General features: G+C 71.9%; 21 protein-coding genes and 1 other RNA gene. 8 read left to right on the top strand and 14 right to left on the bottom strand.

The window, feature by feature from the left end; genetic code table 11:
• Positions 1-205: 205 nt before the first annotated feature.
• Together mpl and M503_RS0108325 are read left to right on the top strand one after the other, a co-directional pair.
• Positions 206-1,624, top strand: a complete 1,419-nt coding sequence (gene mpl, locus M503_RS0108330) for a UDP-N-acetylmuramate:L-alanyl-gamma-D-glutamyl-meso-diaminopimelate ligase (RefSeq protein ID WP_028920060.1) — start codon at positions 206-208, stop codon at positions 1,622-1,624.
• Positions 1,625-1,671: 47 nt separating this feature from the next.
• The gene (locus M503_RS0108325) at positions 1,672-2,292 is read left to right on the top strand and encodes an LON peptidase substrate-binding domain-containing protein (protein ID WP_028920061.1); all 621 of its coding nucleotides are present in this window, start codon (positions 1,672-1,674) and stop codon (positions 2,290-2,292) included.
• Here the strand turns inward: M503_RS0108325 and M503_RS0108320 are convergent.
• Positions 2,289-4,292 carry a bifunctional DedA family/phosphatase PAP2 family protein gene (locus tag M503_RS0108320; RefSeq protein ID WP_028920062.1) on the bottom strand — a complete coding sequence of 668 codons (2,004 nt, stop codon included), beginning with the start codon at positions 4,290-4,292 and terminating at the stop codon, positions 2,289-2,291. The genes M503_RS0108325 and M503_RS0108320 overlap by 4 nt on opposite strands.
• 132 nt (positions 4,293-4,424) lie before the next feature.
• Between M503_RS0108320 and M503_RS0108315 the strand changes: the two genes are divergently transcribed.
• Together M503_RS0108315 and M503_RS0108310 are read left to right on the top strand one after the other, a co-directional pair.
• The gene (locus tag M503_RS0108315; protein WP_028920063.1) at positions 4,425-5,240 is read left to right on the top strand and encodes an SDR family oxidoreductase; all 816 of its coding nucleotides are present in this window, start codon (positions 4,425-4,427) and stop codon (positions 5,238-5,240) included.
• Positions 5,241-5,328: 88 nt separating this feature from the next.
• Complete coding sequence (locus M503_RS0108310) at positions 5,329-5,766, top strand: VOC family protein (RefSeq protein ID WP_028920064.1); 438 nt, start codon at positions 5,329-5,331, stop codon at positions 5,764-5,766.
• Between the two features lie 124 nt (positions 5,767-5,890).
• Here M503_RS0108310 and M503_RS0108305 read toward each other — a convergent pair whose 3' ends face one another.
• A complete protein-coding gene (locus tag M503_RS0108305) occupies positions 5,891-7,015 on the bottom strand; it encodes a trans-sulfuration enzyme family protein (RefSeq protein ID WP_028920065.1) in 1,125 nt (374 codons plus the stop codon).
• A 156-nt stretch (positions 7,016-7,171) separates the two neighbouring features.
• On the opposite strand from M503_RS0108305, the gene M503_RS0108300 reads away from it, so the two are divergent.
• On the top strand, positions 7,172-8,416 hold the full coding sequence (locus tag M503_RS0108300; RefSeq protein WP_028920066.1) for an acetylornithine transaminase: 1,245 nt from the start codon (positions 7,172-7,174) through the stop codon (positions 8,414-8,416).
• Between the two features lie 274 nt (positions 8,417-8,690).
• On the opposite strand, the gene M503_RS0108295 is transcribed toward M503_RS0108300, so the two are convergent.
• From M503_RS0108295 to thiE, 3 genes are all read right to left on the bottom strand, one after another.
• Positions 8,691-9,305, bottom strand: a complete 615-nt coding sequence (locus M503_RS0108295) for an HAD-IA family hydrolase (RefSeq protein WP_028920067.1) — start codon at positions 9,303-9,305, stop codon at positions 8,691-8,693.
• Positions 9,302-10,594, bottom strand: a complete 1,293-nt coding sequence (gene hemL / locus M503_RS0108290; protein ID WP_028920068.1) for a glutamate-1-semialdehyde 2,1-aminomutase — start codon at positions 10,592-10,594, stop codon at positions 9,302-9,304. The genes M503_RS0108295 and hemL overlap by 4 nt, the downstream gene beginning before the upstream one ends.
• A gap of 116 nt (positions 10,595-10,710) precedes the next feature.
• Positions 10,711-11,340 carry a thiamine phosphate synthase gene (gene thiE, locus M503_RS0108285; RefSeq protein ID WP_028920069.1) on the bottom strand — a complete coding sequence of 210 codons (630 nt, stop codon included), beginning with the start codon at positions 11,338-11,340 and terminating at the stop codon, positions 10,711-10,713.
• On the opposite strand from thiE, the gene M503_RS0108280 reads away from it, so the two are divergent.
• Entirely contained in the window at positions 11,339-11,593 is a 255-nt protein-coding gene (locus M503_RS0108280; RefSeq protein WP_428992223.1) for a rubredoxin, read from the top strand. The genes thiE and M503_RS0108280 overlap by 2 nt on opposite strands.
• Before the next feature lie 302 nt (positions 11,594-11,895).
• On the opposite strand, the gene M503_RS0108275 is transcribed toward M503_RS0108280, so the two are convergent.
• The 9 genes from M503_RS0108275 to M503_RS16015 all read right to left on the bottom strand — a co-directional run bounded on the left by M503_RS0108275 (position 11,896) and on the right by M503_RS16015 (position 18,312).
• Complete coding sequence (locus M503_RS0108275) at positions 11,896-12,741, bottom strand: SirB1 family protein (RefSeq protein WP_028920071.1); 846 nt, start codon at positions 12,739-12,741, stop codon at positions 11,896-11,898.
• 76 nt (positions 12,742-12,817) lie between these two features.
• The gene (locus M503_RS0108270; protein ID WP_028920072.1) at positions 12,818-13,267 is read right to left on the bottom strand and encodes a DUF192 domain-containing protein; all 450 of its coding nucleotides are present in this window, start codon (positions 13,265-13,267) and stop codon (positions 12,818-12,820) included.
• A 74-nt stretch (positions 13,268-13,341) separates the two neighbouring features.
• Entirely contained in the window at positions 13,342-13,989 is a 648-nt protein-coding gene (gene rpiA / locus M503_RS0108265; protein WP_028920073.1) for a ribose-5-phosphate isomerase RpiA, read from the bottom strand.
• A gap of 103 nt (positions 13,990-14,092) precedes the next feature.
• Entirely contained in the window at positions 14,093-14,569 is a 477-nt protein-coding gene (locus tag M503_RS0108260; RefSeq protein WP_028920074.1) for an EVE domain-containing protein, read from the bottom strand.
• Positions 14,566-15,165, bottom strand: coding sequence for a 5-formyltetrahydrofolate cyclo-ligase (locus tag M503_RS0108255; RefSeq protein ID WP_028920075.1), 600 nt, complete (start codon positions 15,163-15,165; stop codon positions 14,566-14,568). The genes M503_RS0108260 and M503_RS0108255 overlap by 4 nt, the downstream gene beginning before the upstream one ends.
• A 108-nt stretch (positions 15,166-15,273) precedes the next feature.
• Positions 15,274-15,455: non-coding RNA, 6S RNA (ssrS, locus tag M503_RS17090), on the bottom strand.
• A gap of 113 nt (positions 15,456-15,568) precedes the next feature.
• Complete coding sequence (locus tag M503_RS0108250; protein ID WP_024867681.1) at positions 15,569-15,874, bottom strand: cell division protein ZapA; 306 nt, start codon at positions 15,872-15,874, stop codon at positions 15,569-15,571.
• On the bottom strand, positions 15,871-16,095 hold the full coding sequence (locus M503_RS0108245) for a TIGR02449 family protein (RefSeq protein WP_024867682.1): 225 nt from the start codon (positions 16,093-16,095) through the stop codon (positions 15,871-15,873). The genes M503_RS0108250 and M503_RS0108245 overlap by 4 nt, the downstream gene beginning before the upstream one ends.
• 33 nt (positions 16,096-16,128) lie before the next feature.
• Positions 16,129-18,312 (bottom strand): putative bifunctional diguanylate cyclase/phosphodiesterase, encoded by a 2,184-nt coding sequence (locus M503_RS16015; RefSeq protein ID WP_231472345.1) that lies wholly within the window; start codon positions 18,310-18,312, stop codon positions 16,129-16,131.
• Positions 18,313-18,478: 166 nt separating this feature from the next.
• On the opposite strand from M503_RS16015, the gene M503_RS0108235 reads away from it, so the two are divergent.
• Positions 18,479-19,027 carry a UPF0149 family protein gene (locus M503_RS0108235; protein ID WP_024867684.1) on the top strand — a complete coding sequence of 183 codons (549 nt, stop codon included), beginning with the start codon at positions 18,479-18,481 and terminating at the stop codon, positions 19,025-19,027.
• A gap of 4 nt (positions 19,028-19,031) precedes the next feature.
• Complete coding sequence (locus M503_RS0108230; protein WP_028920077.1) at positions 19,032-20,360, top strand: aminopeptidase P N-terminal domain-containing protein; 1,329 nt, start codon at positions 19,032-19,034, stop codon at positions 20,358-20,360.
• The last annotated feature ends 72 nt before the right edge of the window (positions 20,361-20,432 follow it).

The raw sequence follows: 20,432 nt of genomic DNA, 5'->3' as shown, positions 1-20,432 counted from the left end.
AGGCCATGGATGGCCTGCGTTCGCGCGTTGGAGCCATGGACGGCGGAACCGCGCGATGCGCCATACCCCCGCGCTGCCGCGGCTCCGTCCGAAGCTCGCACACGCCGCTGCCGTTGCCGTTGCTCCTTCCGCCCCACCGCCCGCTGGCCCGCAATCCGGTGCATGAGCGGCCCAAATCCCCGCGCCCTTGGGCGACAATCGGCGCATGAGCACCATCCATATCCTCGGCATCGCCGGCACCTTCATGGGGGGCGTGGCCGCGCTGGCACGCGAACTGGGCTATAGCGTCGAAGGCAGCGACCAGGCGGTGTATCCGCCGATGTCGACCCAGCTGGAGCGGCTGGGCATCCAGCTGCGGCAGGGCTACCTGCCGGAGAACATCTCCGCCAGGACGGAGGAGATCGTCGTCGGCAACGCCCTCTCGCGCGGCAATCCCGCGGTGGAGCAGGTGCTCGACGACGGCCGCCGCTACACCTCGGGTGCGCAGTGGCTGGCCGAGAAGGTGCTGCCCGGACGCGCCACGCTCGCGGTGGCCGGCACCCACGGCAAGACCACCACCACCACCATCCTGGCGTTCCTGCTGGAAGCGGCCGGGCGCGATCCGGGCTTCCTGGTCGGTGGCGTCGCCGAGGACTTCGGCGTCTCGGCGCGGCTTGGCACGGGCCGCGAATTCGTCGTCGAGGCCGACGAGTACGACACCGCCTTCTTCGACAAGCGCAGCAAGTTCGTCCACTACCGGCCGACGGTCGCCATCCTCAACAACCTCGAGTACGACCACGCCGACATCTTCCCGGACCTGGCCGCGATCCAGCGCCAGTTCCACCACCTCGTGCGCACCGTGCCGCGCGCCGGCCGGCTGGTGGTGAACGGCGAAGACGCGCACCTGGCCGAAGTGCTGGCGATGGGCTGCTGGACGCCGGTGGAAACCTTCGGCCTGGACGACGTCGCGGTGGCGATCCCGCGCGCCGATGGCGGCGCCGGTTTCGACTGGAGCGCGCGGTTGCTGGAAGCCGACGGCAGCGCCTTCGTGGTCCTGCATCGCGGCGAGGCGGCCGGCACCGTGCGCTGGCCGCTGGTCGGCCGCCACAACGTGATGAACGCGCTGGCCGCGCTGGCGGCGGCGCATGCGGTGGGCGTGGCGCCGTCGCAGGTCGCCGGCGCGCTGTCGCGCTTCCACAGCGTCAAGCGTCGCCTGGAAGTGCTCGGCGAGGCCCGCGGCATCACCGTCTACGACGATTTCGCCCACCATCCCACGGCGATCCGCACTACGCTCGAAGGCCTGCGCGCGAAGGTCGGTGCGGCGCGCATCGTGGTGGCGATGGAGCCGCGCAGCAATTCGATGCGGCTGGGCGCGCACGCCGATGCGCTGGCGCCGTCGCTGGACCAGGCCGATGCGGTGGTGTTCCTGCATCGCCCGGAACTGGCCTGGGATGCCGGCAAGGTGGTCGCGGCGGTGCGTGGCGAGGCGCGTACCGCGCCGGATACCGCGGCGCTGCTCGCCGCGCTGGGCGGGCTCGCGCGCGCCGGCGACCACGTGGTGTTCATGTCCAACGGCGGCTTCGATGGCGCGCCGCGCCGGTTCCTGGCGCAGCTGGCCGATGAAGGCCGATTGACGCAGGACTAAGTGGCGCGGGGTTACCCTGCGGCCCTTGGTCCTGCCGGGTTGCATACGTGCCGTCCAACGAATCCCTGCCGCTGTTCCCGCTGCACACCGTGCTCCTGCCCGGCGCTCCGCTGGGCCTGCGCGTGTTCGAACGCCGCTACCTGGACCTGGTCGCCGAGTGCGGCCGCGCCAGCAAGGGCTTCGGCATCTGCCTGATCCTCGAGGGCGAGGAGGTCGGCGCGCCGGCCAAGCCGGCCGCGTACGGGGTCGAGGCGGTGATCGAGGATTTCGGCAGCGACCGCAACGGCCTGCTGACCCTGCAGGTGCGCGGGCAGCGCCGTTTCCGCGTCTCCCGCACGCGCATCCGCGACAACGGCCTGCTGGTCGGCGACGTGGCCTGGTGCGACGACGGGGGCAGTACGCCGCTGCAGCCGCAGCACGCGGCGATGGCGACCCTGCTGCGCGAACTGCTCGACCGCGTCGGCGACGCCCATCCCGACCTGGGGCATGCCGGCGCCAACCTGCGCCAGCTCGAGGACGCGTCCTGGGTCGGCTGGCGCCTGGCCGAGCTGCTGCCGCTGTCCGACGAGCAGCGCCTGGCACTACTGCAGGAAGACGACCCGCACCGGCGCCTGGACCTGCTGCTGGGCTGGATGGACGAGGAAGAACCGGACGACACCGACGCCTAGGGAGCGATGCCGTCGGTGCGCACGCGCAGCACCGGCAGCTGCGATTCCGGATGCGGGGCGACGGCGTGCGGCAGTTCCTGCAGCGGCGCCTGCACCAGTTCGAGCGCGGGGTCGATGCCCTGCTGCGGGCGCCAGGTCACGATCAGGCCCAGGTCGCGGCGGAAGTCCAGGGTCTGCGCGGTGCCCACCCACAACGGCACGTCGCCGGGCTGCAGGCGCACCGCGCTGGGCCACAGCCGCAGCACGTGGCGCACGGCCGGGTCGGGATCGTCGCGCACCATCAGCAGCGCCTCGGTATGCGCCTCCAGGGTGGCCGGCAGCACCGGCACTTCGTCGGGTTCGGCGTCGGTGTCGAGCAGGCTGATCGCCTGTTCCCAGCGCGCCTGCGGCTGCACCCGCCAGCCGGCGGCCTCCAGCCGCGCCTGCAGCGGCGGCAGCGGGCCGGCGACCTGCACGTCCAGCGGCCAGCGCAGTTCGTCGGCGAACTCGTTGCGCCGCGCCGGCTGCAGCATCCATTCGTGGCTCCACCAGTCCTCCAGGTCCTGCACCACCGGCAGCGCCGGCGGCGGCTCGAACTTGGCCAGCTTGGCCTCGATGTTGCGCGGCGCATACCACAGCGCGGCCACCGCGAACACGCCGTAGAACACCGCCGCCACGGGCTTGACCCAGAACGAGCGGTTGAAGCGGCGGCGGTAGGCGATGCCCAGCACCAGCAGCCAGACGATGCCCAGCAGCATCCCGCCGACCACGTCGCTGAGCCAGTGCGCGCCCAGGTACAGGCGGGCGAAGCCGATCACGGTGACGGTGACGCCGGAGACCAGGTACGGCCACACCCGGTCGCGCCCGGGCAGTTCGCGCGCGATCAGCACGGCGAAGAAGCCGAAGGCGATCGTCGACATGGTCACCGCGATCGACGGGAAGCCGAAGCCGCTGCTCGCGCCCGGCGGGCGCACCACGTCGACGGTGTTGCCCAGCAGCCAGGTCAGGGCCAGGCCGAAGGCCAGCGCCGCCAGCCAGTGCGCCGCGGCCATCCACAGCCGCCGCCAGGCGAAGTAGCCCAGCACCGCCGCACAGGCCGGCAGCAGCACCGGCCAGTCGCCGAGCGAGGCCAGCGCCGCCATCGGGTAGTCGGCCAGCGGACTGCGCAGGGCCAGCATCGCCTGGTGCACGAACAGGTCCAGCGCCAGCGGTTCGCCATGGCCGATCACCACCACCAGCAGCGCGAACCAGGCCCAGCCGATCGCCAGCAGCAGCACCGCCAGCAGCGCCAGCGAGGTCGATTCGCGATGGGAGGGGTCGAACACCGCGGCCGAGTGCCGGCCGATCACCGGATGGCGGTGGGTCCAGTCCAGCGCGCGCTGCAGCAGCGAATCGGCGTGGCCGGCGAACCAGCGGTAGGTGTACAGCACCCAGGCCCAGGCCAGGCCCAGCACCGCGGCCAGCAGGCCGAGCACGATCACCAGGTGGCCGGCGACCGCGGCCACCGCGTCGTAGGCGCGGCCCAGGATCCAGCCCGGCGCCAGGAACAGCAGGCCCCAGGACAGGCAGGCCACGCCGCTTGCGAAGAAGTAGCGGCGCAGCGGCATGCGCGCGATGCCCGCGATCGCCGGCACGAACGGCCGCACCGCGCCGACGTAGCGTGCGACCAGGATCGCCTTGAACGCATTGCGCCGGAACAGCACCTCGCCGCGGTCCAGCAGCTGCGGATAGCGCCGGAACGGCCATACCCCGTACAGCCGCCGGCCCCAGCGCCGCCCGATCCAGAAGCTCAGGCCGTCGCCGAGGAAGGCGCCCAGGGTCACGCAGGCCACCGCGTACGGGCCGGAGATCTCGCCCATGCCGATCAGCACGCCCACCGCGATCAGCAGGGGCAGGGCGGGCACGATCGCACCGAGCACGATCAGCGCATCGCAGAACGCGATCGCGAACACCACCAGCCCGGCCAGGACAGGGTGGCTCCCGATCCAGGCCAGTACGGCGTCCATCCAGGAGGAATTCATGGCGCGGGATTATAGGTGGCGGTACCCCGCGCCAGCCTTAAGGCGGCAGCGCCGGGTGCCCGGGGTGGCGGCTGGGCCGACCGGCGGTATCCGCGCGACAATGCCGGCCTCCCCACCCGGAAGACCCGTTCCATGAGCACCCTCGCCGGCAAGACCCTGTTCATCACCGGCGCCTCGCGCGGCATCGGCCTGGCCATCGCCCTGCGCGCGGCGCGCGACGGCGCCAACGTCGCCATCGCGGCCAAGTCCTCCGTGCCCAACCCGAAGCTGCCCGGCACCATCCACAGCGCCGCCGAGGCGGTGAACGCCGCCGGCGGCCAGGGCCTGGCGCTGAAGTGCGACATCCGCGAGGAGGAGCAGGTGCAGGCGGCCGTGGCCGCCACCGTCGACGCCTTCGGCGGCATCGACATCCTGGTCAACAATGCCAGCGCGATCTGGCTGCGCGGCACCCTCGACACGCCGATGAAGCGCTTCGACCTGATGCAGCAGGTCAACGCCCGCGGCAGCTTCCTCTGCGCCCAGGCCTGCCTGCCGCACCTGCTGCAGGCGCCGAACCCGCACATCCTCACCCTGGCGCCGCCGCCGTCGCTGGATCCGAAGTGGTGGGGCCCGCATACCGGCTACACCCTGGCCAAGATGGGCATGAGCTTCGTCACCCTCGGCCTGGCCGCCGAGTTCGGCCCGCAGGGCGTGGCGGTGAACGCGCTGTGGCCGCGCACGCTCATCGCCACCGACGCGCTGAACATGATCCCCGGCGTCAGCGCTGCCAACGGCCGCCGCCCCGAGATCATGGCCGACGCCGCCCACGCCATCCTGGTGCGCCAGGCCGCCGGCTTCAGCGGCCGCTTCCTGATCGACGACGAAGTGCTGGCCGAAGCCGGCGTCACCGACTTCTCCGCCTACGCCGTCGATCCGACGCAGCCGCTGCTGCCCGACCTGTTCCTCTGAGCCACGGCCGGCCCGCGTGGCGCGCGCGATGCGTGCCGCAGGCGGAGCCAGCTCCTACAATGGCCGACCCCACGCTGGAAAGATCCTGATGAAGTACCTGCACGCCATGCTCCGCGTCCACGACCTGGACGCCACCAGCCGCTTCTTCACCGATGGCCTCGGCCTGAAGCAGACCCGCCGCAGCGACCACCCGGCCGGCCGCTTCACCCTGGTCTACTTCGGCGCCCCGGAAAACCCCGAGGCCGAGATCGAGCTGACGTACAACTGGCCGCCGGAAGACGGTTCGGCGCCGGAAAACTACGGCAGCGCCCGCAACTTCGGCCACCTGGCCTTCGAGGTGGACGACATCTACGCCACCTGCGCCCACCTGCAGTCGATGGGCATCACCATCAACCGCCCGCCGCGCGACGGCTGGATGGCCTTCGTCCGCACCCCCGACCTGATCTCGATCGAACTGCTGCAGAAGGGCCAGCCCCTGCCGCCGCAGGAGCCGTGGGCGTCGATGCCCAACACTGGCACCTGGTAAACCCGCAGCTGCAGCTGGCGCCATGCGCAACATGGCGCCAGCACCCGGCCCGGCGCCGCCGTCACCGCGGCCAGCGCGTACCGCTGGCGCCTCTCATGCGTCCCCGTGTGCGACCTGCAGCGCGCTACTCCGCCAGCGCCTGCTCCAGGTCCGCCACCAGGTCGTCGGCGTGCTCCAGGCCCACCGACAGGCGCAGCAGCCCGCCCGGCGTCGTCGACTGCGGCCCTTCGATCGAAGCCCGGTGCTCGACCAGCGACTCCGTCGAGCCCAATGACGTCGCATTGGTGAACAGCCGCAAGCGCCCGGCCACCGCCAGCGCGCCCGGCGTGCCGCCGGCCACCTCGAACGACAGCATTCCGCCGAAGTCGCGCATCTGCCGCGCCACCACCGCATGTTGCGGATGGCTCCCAAGCCCCGGATAGTGCACCTTGTCCACCCGCGGATGCGCCTCGAGGAAACGCGCCACCTGCATCGCGTTGCGGCAGTGCCAGGCCATCCGCGCCGGCAGCGTGCGCACGCCGCGCAGGATCATCCACGCCGCGAACGGCGACGCGGTCGCTCCCGCCAGCAGGCGCAGCCGGTGGCAGGCCGCCGCATGTGCACCGTCTTCAGCGAAGCACAGCACTCCGCCCATCACGTCGCCATGCCCGCCCAGATACTTGGTGGCCGAATGCAGCACGATGTCCGCGCCCAGCGCCAGCGGCTGCTGCAGCACCGGCGGAGCGAAGGTGCCGTCGACCAGCAGGCGCGCCCCGGCCGCATGCGCGATTTCCGCCAGCGCCGCGATGTCGGAGACCTTCAGCAGCGGATTGGACGGCGTCTCCGCCCACAGCAGCGCCGTCTCCGGGCGCAGCGCCGCGCGCACCGCGCCCAGGTCGGTGAAGTCGACGATCGTGCAGTCCAGGCCCCAGCGCGGGAACTGCTCCGCCGCCAGCGTCCGGAACGAGAAATAGCTGTCGTCGCACAACAGCACGTGGCTGCCCGGCGGCAGCGCCTGCAGCGCGGTGGCGCCGGCGGCCATGCCGGTGGGGAACAGCAGCGCCCGCTTCGCTCCTTCCAGCATCGCCAGCGCCTGCTCGGTCTCCTGCTGGGTCGGGTTGTCGTAGCGCTGGTACAGGAAGCCCTGCGGCAGCTGGCCGTCCGGGGTGTGCTCGAAGGTGGTCGCCAGCTGGATCGGCGGCGACAGCGCGCCGCTGGACGGATCGGGGGCGCTGCCGGCGCGCGCGGCCAGGGTTTCGATGCGGGGCATGGGGATTCCGGGAAAACGGCGGAAGCCGATGGTAGCGCCGCCGCCGCGGCCGCGCGGCGTAGCCGGCGGCCCGGCAATGGCGGGGGAGCGGGCACGGGCGGATAATGCCCGGGCCGGCAGCCGCCGGCGTCTTTCCCCCTGGATTCCACTGCTGACATGAACGCTTCCACGCTGCCCGCCGGCGAAACCGCCGCGCTGCTCGACCTCGGCCGCCAGTACTACCTGCCCGTCTACCGCCCGCGCGAGCTGGTGCTGGAACGAGGCCAGGGCTCGCGACTGTGGGACAGCGAGGGCCGCGAGTACGTCGATTTCGCCGCCGGCATCGCCGTGTGCGGCCTGGGCCACAACGACCCGGACCTGCACGCCGCCCTGGTCGAGCAGGCCGGCAAGCTGTGGCATACCAGCAACGTCTTCTACAGCGAACCGCCGCTGCGCCTGGCCGAGGAACTGGTCTCGGCCAGCCGCTTCGCCCGGCGCGTGTTCCTGTGCAACTCCGGCGCCGAGGCCAACGAGGTCGCGATCAAGCTGGTGCGCAAGTGGGCCGCCGCGCAGGGCCGGCCGCCGGCGCAGCGGGTGATCGTCACCTTCCGCGGCAGCTTCCACGGCCGCACCCTGGCCGCGGTCACCGCTACCGCGCAGCCGAAGTACCAGGAAGGCTACGAGCCGTTGCCGGGTGGCTTCCGCTACGTCGACTTCAACGACATCGTGCAGCTGGAAACGGCGATGGCCGCCGGCGACGTGGCCGCGGTGATGCTCGAGCCGATCCAGGGCGAGGGCGGGGTGATGCCGGCCGCATCGGGCTTCCTGCAGCAGGTGCGCGCGCTGTGCGACCGCCACAACGCGCTGCTGGTGCTGGACGAGATCCAGGCCGGCATGGGCCGCAGCGGCACCCTGTTCGCGCACTGGCAGGACGGCGTGGTCCCCGACATCGTCACCCTGGCCAAGGCGCTGGGCGGCGGCTTCCCGATCGGCGCGATGCTGGCCGGCCCTAAGGTGGCCGAGGTCATGCAGTTCGGCGCCCACGGCACCACCTTCGGCGGCAATCCGCTGGCCGCCGCGGTGGCGCGGGTGGCGCTGCGCAAGCTGGCCTCGCCGCAGATCGCGGCGAACGTCAGCCGCCAGTCGCAGGCGCTGCGCGATGGCCTGATGGCGATCGGCGCCGAAACCGGCCTGTTCTCGCAGGTGCGCGGCCGCGGCCTGATGCTGGGCGCGGTGCTGGCGCCGGAGTTCGCCGGCCGCGCCGGCGAGCTGCTCGACCTCGCCGCGAACGAGGGCCTGATGGTGCTGCAGGCCGGCCCGGACGTGCTGCGCCTGGTGCCGGCGCTCAACATCACCGACGCCGACGTGGCCGAAGGCCTGGCGCGCCTGCGCAAGGCCGTTGCGAAGTTCATCGGCGGCTGAGTCGCGCGCCGGCGGATGTCCGGGCCCCTCACCTCCGGGGGAGGGCTGGGGAGAGGGCAGGCAGCCTGTGCCATCACCGGCCGCGCCCCTGTGGCCCGGCCAAGCGCCGCGCATACGGGATTCTCCGGGCGGCGACATGGCGTCCCGGATGCGGCCTTCGGCCTCGTCCGGGCTGCGCATCTGTCGATGTCGACGCGATCGGTGACGCGAACCAGCGACCCGACCCTTACCCGCGCCCCCTCTCCCGGTGAGAGAGGGGAAAGGGATGCACCGCCTATGCCAGGCCGAAGCGCTTCAGCACCCGGCCCAGGGCGCGGGCGTCGCGCACGCTGTCGGCGTGCAGGCCGGCGCGGCGTGCGCCCTGCACGTTGACGAACAGGTCGTCGACGAACAGCGTGTCGGCGGCGTTCCAGCCCAGGCGTTCGAGCGCGTGCAGGTAGACCTGCGGATCCGGCTTGCGCCCGCCCAGGCTGCCGCTGCACAGCACTCGGCCCTCCAGCCGCGGCAGCAGCGGCGCGACGATGCGCGGGATCGCGCGGGCCATCAGTTCGCCGTTGTTGGTCAGCACCGCCATCGGCACAGCCGGCTCCAGCGCCAGCAGGCGCGCGATCGCCTGGGCGTCGGCGCGGGTGGCGGCCATGCGCGCCTCGATCCAGGCCTGTTCGTCCACCACCGCGCCGATGCGTTCACCCAGTTCGCGCAGGTAGCCGGAGGTGGAGACCTGGCCGGCGTCGTAGCGCGTTTCCAGGCCGGAGCCGTACAGCGCCTGCCATGCCCGCTCGAAGGGGGCGCCGGCGTGTGCGGCCAGGTGCGCCACGCGCTGCTCGCGCCGGTAGTGCGCGAGCACGTTGTCGAAGTCCAGCAGCAGCTGGCGCGCGCGGGGCCTCACCCCGCCGCGGCGACCTTGAACGCTTCGCGCGCCGCTGCGATCGTGGCTTCGACGATCGCTTCGTCGTGCGCGCTGGACAGGAAGCCGGCCTCGTACGCGCTAGGCGCCAGGAACACGCCGCGCTCGAGCATGGCGTGGAAGAAGCGGTTGAACGCGGCGGTGTCGCAGGCGGTGGCCTGGGCGTAGGTCTCGACCTTCTGGTCGGTGAAGAACAGGCCGAACATCGCGCCGACGCGGTTGGTGGTCACCGCCACGCCGGCCTCGCGCGCGGCCGCTTCCAGGCCTTCGCACAGGCGCGCGGTGGCGGTGGCGAGGCGCTGGTGGAAGCCCGGCTCCTGGATCAGCTGCAGCATCGCCAGGCCGGCGGCCATCGCCACCGGATTGCCGCTGAGCGTGCCGGCCTGGTAGATCGGGCCGGCCGGGGCGATCTGCGACATCAGCTCGCGGCGGCCGCCGTACGCGCCCACCGGCATGCCGCCGCCGATGATCTTGCCGAAGGTGGTCAGGTCCGGGGTGATGCCGTAATGCGCCTGGGCGCCGCCGAGGGCGACGCGGAAGCCGGTCATCACCTCGTCGAAGATCAGCAGCGCGCCATGCTTCGTGCACAGTTCGCGCAGGTGCTGCAGGTAGCCTTCGCGCGGCGGGATGCAATTGGCATTGCCCACCACCGGCTCGATGATCACCGCCGCGATCTCGCCGCCGATCTCGTCGAACAGCTTCGTCGCGCCTTCGAAATCGTTGTAGCTCAGCGTGGCGGTCAGCTCGCTCAGGCCCGCCGGCACGCCGGGCGAGGTCGGCACGCCCAGGGTCAGCATGCCGCTGCCGGCCTTGACCAGGAACGAGTCGCCGTGGCCGTGGTAGCAGCCTTCGAACTTCACGATGCGCTGGCGGCCGGTGGCGCCGCGCGCCAGGCGGATCGCCGACAGGGTCGCCTCGGTGCCGGAGTTGACCATGCGCACCATCTCGCAGGACGGCACCAGGCGGGTGATGGTCTCGGCCATGGTGACCTCGGCCTCGCACGGGGCGCCGTAGGACAGGCCGTTGCCGATCGCCGCCTGCACCGCCTCGCGCACGGCCGGGTGGTTGTGGCCCACGATCATCGGGCCCCAGGAACCGACGTAGTCGATGTAGCGGTTGCCATCGACGTCGTACAGGTACGCGCCGTCGGCGCGCTGGACGAAGAACGGCTCGCCGCCGACCGACTTGAACGCGCGCACGGGCGAGTTCACGCCTCCGGGCAGCAGCTGCTGCGCGCGGGAGAACAGGGCGTGGGAGCGTTCGTGGTTCATCGGGGCAGGTCCTGCGTGTGCGGAGCCTGCCATTGTAGGAGCCGGGACCGGCCGGGGCACGGGTGGCGGCCGGGACAGGTTGTCCGGGGCCCTCGCGATGCGGCCTGACGCCGGGATCAGTCGAAGCAGCGGCGGTAGGCGTGCACGGCGGCGACCGGATCGGGTGCGTCGAACACGCCGCCAATCACCGCCAGCAGGTCGGCGCCGGCCTCGACCAGGGCGCGGCCGTTCTCCGGGGTGATGCCGCCGATCGCCACGCGCGGCACGCCCAGCGCGGCGGCGTCGCCCAGCAGGTCGGGAGTGGCACGGCGGGTGACGAGCTTGGTGGTGGTCGGGAAGAACGCGCCGAAGGCCACGTAGCTGGCGCCGGCGGCGACCGCGTCGCGGGCCAGCGCCAGGCTGTCGTAGCAGGAGGCGCCGAGGATGGCGTCGGGGCCGAGCAGGGTCCGGGCGGCGGCCAGCGCACCGTCGTCTTCGCCGAGGTGGGCGCCGGCGGCGCCGATCTCCGCCGCCAGTGCCGCGTCGTCGTTGACCAGCAGCGGCACGCCGGCCCTGGCGCACAGGGCCTGCAGGGCCGTGGCCTGTTCGCGCCGGAGGGCGGCGTCGGCGGCCTTGTTGCGGTACTGCAGCCAGGTCACGCCGTGTTCCAGCAGTGGCGCCACCCGCGCCAGCAGGCGCGCGGTGCCGGCCTCGTCCGGGGTGATGAGGTACAGGCCGCGCGGGCTGGTGTTCGTGGGAGGCGTCATGTCGGTTCCGTTTCGCCGGCTGTGGGACAATGGCGCCCCTACCGCAGGCCTGCATTATCCGATGAGCGACACCGATACCGCCCCCTACCGCAGCTGGATGTGCGTCGTCTGCGGCTTCATCTACCACGAGGCCGAGGGGCTGCCGGAAGAGGGCATCGCCCCGGGTACGCGCTGGGAGGACATCCCGGATACCTGGACCTGCCCGGATTGCGGGGCGACCAAGGAAGACTTCGAGATGGTGCAGATCGGCTGAGGCCGGTCTGCGGTACCCCTTTCCCTGCGAGCGAGGGGCACGGCCTGTAGCCCGGATAAGCGAAGCGCATCCGGGAGCCATGGCAGGCCGTCACACGTGACAGGTGAATCCACCCCGGATGCGGCCTTCGGCCTTGTCCGGGCGACGCTCCTGCTCCCCTCTCCCACCGGGAGAGGGGCAGGGGGTGAGGGTCGGGAGCCTCGTGGCGTCGGCATACCTGCCCTCTCCCCAACCCCTCTCCCGGGGGGAGAGGGGCTGAACAGCGCTGGCCCACGCCGGAGGGAGGAGCGAATGAACCGCGCTCAGTGCACCACGGCGCGGGTGCCGGCGGCCTCGACCAGGCGCTCGCGGATCTGCTCGGCGTCGGGCGCTTCCGGGGCGAGGCCGAGGTAGCGCGAGAGGTCCTGGCGGGCGCCGGGCAGGTAGTCCAGCTGCAGGTAGGCCAGGCCGCGGTCGCGGATGGCTTCGGGCTGGTCCGGGATGAGCCTGAGGATGCGGTCGACGCTGCGCGCGGCGCGGTCCCACTGGCCCTGCTCGGCATAGACACCGTGCAGGTTGCGCAGGATCCGCACGAGGATGGCGCGGTTCGGCGCGGGGCTGAGGATCTGCAGCAGGACGGTGTCGTCCGGCGGCTCGCCCAGGTGCGGACGGGCGCGTTCGCGCAGTTCCTCCACCGCCAGCGGACGGCCGCCGTTGAACGGGTCCATCACCAGCAGGCCGCCGTCGACCGGCAGGCGCACGAGGAAGTGGCCGGGGAAGGAGACGCCGTCCAGGGCGATGCCCAGGCGGCGCGCGACTTCCATCTGCACCATCGCCAGCGAGATCGGGTTGCCGAGGCGGCGGTCCAGCACCTGGTTGAGGTAGCTGTTGCGCGGGTCGTAGTACTCGTCGTGGTTGCCGCTGTAGCCGACTTCCTCGAACAGGTGGTGGTTGATCACCGCCATCTTCAGCGGCGCCGGTTCGATCGCGGCGACCTGGCCGCGCAGGTGGTCGGCATGGGCCTGGACCACGGCGTCGTAGGGGCGCGGGTCCAGGTCCGGGTACTCGTCGCGGGCGATCAGCAGCGCGGCCGGCAGCAGCGGCAGCGCGTCGTCGTCCAGCGTGGCGAGCGTGTTCCAGTCCGGCAGTGGCGTGCGATCGTTCCCCATGCCGCAGAGACTGGGGCCGCCCGCGGCGACAATCAAGCCCGTCGGGCATGCCCCGGCAGCCGGATACGCGGGGTTTTCAGTGGGTTGGCGCGGGGATGCCGGGGCCGAATACCAGCTCGGCACCGTCCTCCAGGCCCAGCTTCGCGGCCTGGCCGGCATTGAGCTCGAGCACGTAGCGCGCCGGGCGGCGGCTCGGGTAGGGCGGGCAGCGGTCGCCGGCCGAGCACGGCGGCACGTTGCGCTGCTGCGAGACCAGGCGGCGCTGTTCGTCGAAGTAGAGGATGTCCAGCGGGATGCGGGTGTTCTTCATCCAGTACGCCTGCGGTTCCTGGCGGTCGTGGATGAAGAGCATGCCCTGGCCGTCCGGCAGCACGTCGCGGAACATCAGCCCGCGCGCGCGCTCGGCGTCGTCGTCGGCGATCTCCACCTGGAAGCGCTGGCCGGCCAGCTCCACCCAGGGCGTGCTCGCGGCGGCGCAGCTGCTGAGCAGGAGCATCAGGGGCAGGACGATCAGGCGGAAGCGCATGGCGGTACCGGGTGGCTGGGACGACGGACGTGCACGTTCGGGCAAGGGCGGGCGGCGGTCAAGCCGCCAGCGCCTCAGAGCACCTTCGGCGGTTCGCCGCCGACGATGACTATGTCGGCCGGGCGGCGCGCGAACAGGCCGACGCTGACCACGCCGGGGATCTGGTTGAGCTCGGTCTCCATCGCCACCGGGTCGGTGATCGACAGGTTGTGCACGTCCAGGATCCAGTTGCCGTTGTCGGTGACCGTGCCGTCGCGCCACACCGGCTGGCCGCCGGTCAGGGCGAGGATGCGGCGGGCGACCAGGCTGCGCGCCATCGGGATCACTTCCACCGGCAGCGGGAATTTCCCGAGCACCGGCACCTGCTTGGCCGGGTCGATGATGCAGACGAAGGTCTCGCTGGCCTCGGCGATGATCTTCTCGCGGGTCAGCGCGGCGCCGCCGCCCTTGATCAGGCGCTTGTGCGGGTCGCATTCGTCGGCGCCGTCGACGTACAGCTTCAGCGGGCCGGCGGCGTTGGCGTCCAGCACCTCGATGCCCAGCGCCTTCAACCGCGCGGTGCTCTGCTCGGAGCTGGACACCGCCCCGGCGATGCGGTCCCTGATCCGGCCCAGCGCCTCGATGAAGTAGGCCACGGTGGAACCGGTGCCGACGCCGACGACCATGCCGTCCTCGACGTAATCGATGGCCTTTTCGCCGGCCAGGCGTTTGGCTTCTGACATGGGATTCGGAATTCGGGATTGGGGATTAGTGGCTGGTCATTCGTGACTGTGACTCTGGGGGGCAGCTTGTTGCTCTTGCCAATCCCGAATCACGAATCCCGAATCACGGCTTTTCCAGCGAAAGCAACAGCTTCCACTGCGCCGCCGTGACCGGGAATACCGACAGGCGGCTGCCGCGGGCCACCAGCGGGAAGGCTTCGCCCAGTTCGTCGGCGTGGCGCTTGATTTCCTCCAGCGGGATCGTGCGGTCGAGCTTGCGCTCGAACTTCACGTCGACCAGGAACCAGCGCGGCTGCTCGCGGGTGGCCTTGGGGTCGTAGTAGTCCGACTTCGGGTCGAACTGGGTCTCGTCCGGGTAGGCGGGGCTGGCCACGCTGGCGATGCCGACGATGCCCGGGACCTGGGTGTTGGAGTGGTAGAACAGCACGCCGTCGCCGACCTTCATCCCGTCGCGCATGAAGTTGCGCGCCTGGTAGTTGCGCACCCCGTTCCAGGGTTCCACGCCCACTCGTTGCAGGTCGTCGATGGAAAAGGCGTCCGGTTCGGACTTCATCAGCCAGTAGCGTTTGCGTGCGGTCATGCGGGGTCGGTGGTGCGGGCGGGGGCGCGGAGCAGGGTGGCCTGTTCGGTGCAGATCGCGTCGGGGACGACGTCCCAGTCGGCCGCCGCCAGCGCGGGGACCTGCTGGGCGGCGAAGCCGACGCCGACCAGCCACGGCGGCGCGGCGCGGTCGCGGCGGAACGCGAAGCTGCGATCGTACCAGCCGCCTCCCATGCCCAGCCGCTGGCCGGCCGCGTCGAAGCCCACCAGGGGCATCACCGCCAGCGCCAGTTCCTGCGGCGGCAGGGCGGAAGACGGCTCGACGTCGGGCTCGGGAATGCCGAAGCGGTTGGTCACCAGCGGGTCGCCGGAGCGCCACGGCGCGAAGCGCAGCAGGTCGCCGTCCAGCACCGGCAGGCACCAGACCAGCCCCGGCGGCAGGCGCAGCTGCAGGACGTGGAGGCCGATCTCGCCGTCCATCGCCCAGTAGCCGGACACGTAGCCTTCGCGCGGCAGGAACGGCAGGGCGAGGATGCGCTGGGCCAGGGCCTCGGCCGCGGCGATGCGCACGGCAGCGGGCAGGGCGCGGCGGCGTTCGCGCAGTTCGCGGCGCAGCGGGGCGCGGTCCTGGGTCATCGGGTCGCGGCGTGCTCGGGGGGAAGGGGCGGCGCGAAGTGTCGCATACCCGCCACCTGCCGCGCCCCGGAAAAGACAACGCCTCCCGTCATGGAGGCGTTGGAAGAATGGTTCTCCACCATGCCGATGCGGCGAAACGACCTTGAACCCGAGGTTCAAGTGGGAACGGTCGGAAACCTTCGGGCTTCCCGCTCATGGCGGACATGCACACCCGGCGTCGTCGCATCCCCGGTGTCGTTTTTAAGGGACAAGGCGAATGTTTTGCCAGCTGTCGAACACGGCAGAGAACGCAGGTGGATTATAGCCGCCATCCATCCGCTGCCTAGTCTTCGCGGCGTGCACGGCGAAGGAATCGGCAATGTCCGGTTCAGCGGCGCAAGACGCCGCCTATGGGGTGGCGCATTCAGGCGGAGGTGGCGCCGAGCAGGCCGTCGAGGCGGCGGTTCAGCGTTTCCAGCGTGACGGCCAGTTCACGCTGCTGCGCGTCGCGCTCCTGGCGCAGCTGCTGCAGCTCGTGGGCCAGGTTCAGCGCCGCCAGCACGGCGACGCGGTCCAGCGCGACCATGCGATTGTTGCCGCGCACCTCGCGCATGCGCGCGTCGAGCAGGCGCGCCGCGCCGAGCAGGCTGTCGCGTTCGTCGGCGTGGACGCCGACCGTGTACTCGCGGTCGAGGATGCGGACGCTGACCGGCTCGCTGGGGTTGCTCACGTGTGCTGCTCCAGCGATTTCAGTCGCGCGATCATCGCCTCCACCCGCGAACGCGCCTGCTCGTTCTTGTTGAGCAGCTGCGCGCGCTCGGCGAACAGCTGTTCCTGCTGCTGGCGCAGGCTGCGGTTCTCGTCGGCCAGCCGCTGGCAACGCTCGGCCAGCGCCTCGACCCGCGCGGCGAGGGCGCGGAGCTGGGCGATGGCGTCAGGAGAGGCATCCATGGCGGCCACGATAGGCAGCGCCCGCCGCACCGGTCAAGCGGGCGCGCCGGCGTCCAGCGCCGGCACCGGCGTGGCTCCGGAGAGGAAGGCCTGGCACTGGTCGCGGTCCATCGCCATGGCGATGTAGTGGCCCTGGACCTCGTCACAGCCGTGCTCGCGCAGGAACTGCAGCTGGCCGGCGGTTTCGACGCCCTCGGCGACCACGGTCAGGTCCAGCGAGTGGCCCATGGCGATCACCGTGCTGGTGATGGCCTCGTCGTCCGGGTCGTGGGTCAGGTCGCCGACGAATTCCTGGTCGATCTTCAGCGTGGTCAGCGGCAGGCGCTTGAGGTAGGCCAGCGAGGAGTAGCCGGTGCCGAAGTCGTCCACCGCCACGCCGACGCCGAGGTTGCGGCAGGCGTGCAGGACGCTGGCGCTGCGGCCGACGTTGGCCATGATCGCGCTCTCGGTCAGCTCCAGTTCCAGCTGGCCGGAGGCGACCCCGGTCTCGGCCAGGATCCGCGCCAGGGTGCCGGGCAGGTCGCCGCGCAGCAGCTGGATCGCCGAGACATTGACCGACATGGTCAGCGCCGGGAGCCCGGACTCGCGCCAGTGGCGCAGGGTGGTGCAGGCCTCGCGCAGCACCCATTCGCCGATCTCCAGGATCAGCCCGGTGTCCTCGGCCAGCGGGATGAACTGCTCCGGCGGGATCACCCCGAACTCCGGGTTGTGCCAGCGCAGCAGGGCCTCGGCGCCGACCGCGCGTTCCCCGTGCAGCGACCAGCGCGGCTGGTAGACCAGGCGCAGCTCGCCGCGCTCGACCACCCGGCGCAGCAGGCCGGCGAGGGTGGCGCGCCGGCGGGTGGTCTCGTCCATCCGCGCCGAGTACAGCTGCCAGGTGCGGCGGCCGGCGGCCTTGGCCTGGTACATGGCGGTGTCGGCGTGCTTGAGCAGCTCGGTCGGCACCTGGGCGTGGTCGGGGAACAGGCTGATGCCGATCGAGGGCGAGACGGTGATCTCGTGCTGCTCGTCCAGGGCCAGCGGCAGGGCGAAGGATTCGATCACCCGCTGCGCGACCTCGCCGGCCGCGTCGGGCGAGGCCAGGCCCTCCAGCACCACGGTGAACTCGTCGCCGCCGAGCCGGGCCACGGTGTGCTGCGGGCCGACCACGTGCTGCACCCGCTCGGCCGCCGCGCGCAGGACGCGGTCGCCGACGGCGTGGCCGAGCGAGTCGTTGACGTCCTTGAAGCGGTCCAGGTCCAGGAACAGCACCGCCACGTGCCCGCCCTCGCGGCGCGCCCGCACGATCGCCCGGGCCAGGCGCTCGGACAGCAGCGAACGGTTGGGCAGGCTGGTCAGCGCGTCGTAGTTGGCCAGGTAGCGCAGCTCCTGCTCGGCGCGCTTCTGCTCGGTGATGTCGCTGAGCACGACCACGTGGAAGCCGACCTCGCCGCCGGCGTCGGCGATCACGTTGTGCTTGACGTGGCAGAGGATCTCCTCGCCGTCGCGGCGGGTCATCCACACGTTGCCCTGCCAGTGGCGGCGCTCCAGGTCCTGCTGCAGGCTGCCGTAGCGGCCCTGGCCGTGGTCGCTGTCGAGCATCGAGAACGGGCGGCCGAGCGCCTCGACGTCGCTGTAGCCGGTGATCTGGCTGAAGGCCGGGTTCACCGCGACGAAGTGCTGCTCGCGGTCGAGCACCGCCACCGCCTCGCTCATGCTGCGCAGCACCTCGCTGGCGATGCGCCGCTCGGCCTCGGCGTGGCGGCTGGAGGTGATGTCCAGGGCGGTGCCGGCGAGGCGGCGCGGGCGCCCGCGCGCGTCGCGCTCGACCGTGCGGCCGTGGACCCGCATCCACACCCAGTTGCCGTTGCCTTCCGGATCGACCCGGTGCTCGGAGGTGAACAGCGGTTCGCGGCCGCGCAGGTGCGCGCGCAGGCGCCGGCGCAGGAACAGGCGGTCGTGGGCGTGGATCCGCGGCAGCGGGACCATGCGGCTGGCCAGCACCAGGTCCTCGCCGGGCGCGTCGCCGCCTTCCTCGGCTTGCAGCAGGTGCAGTTCGCGGCGCTCCAGGTCGAAGTCCCAGAACTGTTCGCCGGACCCCCACAGCGCCACGGTCAGGTGGCCGGCGCGCGCGTGCAGCGCTTCGTAACGGGCCAGGTGGTCGCTACGCCAGCGGAAAAGGAGGAGCAGCACGGCAATCATGAGCGCCGCGGCCAGCGACATCAGCGCGGCGGTCACGGATGGCCACTCCGGCGGGGTCCTGCCTTGCGGGTGCGCGCAACGACGTCGGACGGCATGGGCAGCGGCTGGATGGGCTGTCCGGTCGAGTGTACATGCACCGGGAACGCCTACAAGCGACGGGGCGGTACACTTGGGGGCCCGCCCCCCGCCCGCGACCCCGCCCATGCCCGATCTGCCCGCACCCGCCGAGGTCGCCCGAGCCAGCCAGGCCCTGGGCCTGGCCGCCACCGCCCCGGAACTGCACGGCGCCCTGTGCGGCTGGCTGGCCGGTGGCGGCGAGGACAGTCCCGCATGGGTGGGCAAGGTGATGGCCGACGCGGCGGTTCCGCCGCCGGCCGCAGGCAGCGCCCTCGAGCAGCTGCGTCAGGCCACCGTGGCCCAGATCGACGACGGCGAGTTCTCCTTCCAGCTGCTGCTGGGCGAGGACGAGCTGCCGCTGCGCGAGCGCGCGCAGGCCCTGTTCGACTGGTGCCGCAGCTTCCTCGGCGGCTTCGGCCTGGCCGCCGGCGCGCAGCCGCCGCTGTCGGAGGAGGGCAACGAGGCGCTGAACGACCTCGGCCGCCTGGCCGCCGCCAGCGTGCTGGAGATCGACGAGGACGAGGAAGAGGACGAGTCGGCCCTGTCCGAGCTGGAGGAGTTCGTCCGCGTCGCCGTACTGCTGCTGCATGGCGACTGCGTGCTGGGACCCCGCCACCGCCGTACCCTCAACTGACCGCATGCTCCGCTCGATCACCGGCATCACCAGCGCCGAGTTCGCCCGCCGCCGCCGCCAGCTGATGCGCATGGCAGGCGAGGACGCCATCCTGGTCCTGCCCGCCGCGCCGGTGCGCGTGCGCAGCCACGACACCCATTACCCGTACCGCCAGGACTCCGACTTCTGGTACCTGTGCGGCTTCCCGGAGCCGGAAGCGGTGCTGGTGCTGGTGCCCGGGCGCAAGCACGGCGAGGCGCTGCTGTTCTGCCGCGAGCGCGACCCGGAACGCGAGGGCTGGGATGGCCCGCGCTTCGGCCAGGAGGGCGCGGTGTCGGTGTTCGGCATGGACGACGCCTATCCGATCGACGACCTCGACGAGATCCTGCCGGGCCTGCTCGAGGGCCGCAGCCGCGTCTACTACCACTTCGGCCGCGACGCCGAGTTCGACCTCAAGCTGATCGGCTGGGTCAACCGCGTGCGCGCGCAGGTGCGGCACGGCGCGCAGCCGCCGCACGAGTTCCTCGAGCTGGGCCACCTGCTGCACGAGCAGCGCCTGTTCAAGTCGCGCGACGAGGTGCGGCTGATGGAGAAGGCCGCGGCGATCAGCGTGCGCGCCCACCAGGCGGCGATGCGCGCGGTCCGGCCGGGGATCCACGAATACGAACTGCAGGCCGAGCTGGAGCGCGTGTTCCGCGCCGCCGACGGCTGGCCGGCCTACGGCAGCATCGTCGGCGCCGGCGCCAACGGCTGCGTGCTCCACTACGTGGCCAACACGGGCAAGGTCCGCGACGGCGACCTGGTGCTGATCGACGCCGGCGCCGAGTACCGCAACTACGCCGCCGACATCACCCGCACCTTCCCGGCCAACGGCCGCTTCACGAAGGAGCAGCGCGCGCTGCACGACCTGGTCGGCGCGGCGCAGGCCGCGGCGCTGGAGCAGACCCGCCCGGGCGTGCCCTACGAGGCGATCCACGAGGCCGCGGTGCGGACGCTGACCGAAGGCCTGCTGCACCTGGGCCTGCTCAAGGGCGGCCTGGAGAAGAACATCGCCGAGGGCCACTACCGGCGCTACTACCGGCACAAGAGCGGCCACTGGCTGGGCCTGGACGTGCACGACGTCGGCGACTACCGCATCGACGGCCAGTCGCGCCTGCTCGAGCCGGGCATGGTCCTGACCATCGAGCCGGGCCTGTACATCCCGCCGGACGACACCACCGTGGCGGCGAAATGGCGCGGCATCGGCATCCGCACCGAGGACGACGTGCTGGTCACCGGCGACGGCCATCGCGTGCTGACCGAGGGCCTGGCCCGCTCGGCCGACGAGATCGAAGCGTTCATGGCCGAGGCCTGAGCCGCGCGCTGCGCGGCGGCCGGGAGCCAGGGCACCGGATTGCCGGGTGGGCGCTGCGGCTGGTGTCGCCGT

The organism is Pseudoxanthomonas suwonensis J47, from assembly GCF_000513955.1.
Taxonomy (GTDB): Bacteria; Pseudomonadota; Gammaproteobacteria; order Xanthomonadales; family Xanthomonadaceae; genus Pseudoxanthomonas; species Pseudoxanthomonas suwonensis_C.
Note: the sequence above shows the minus strand (reverse complement) of the source record. Positions and strands in the feature narration are given on the sequence as shown.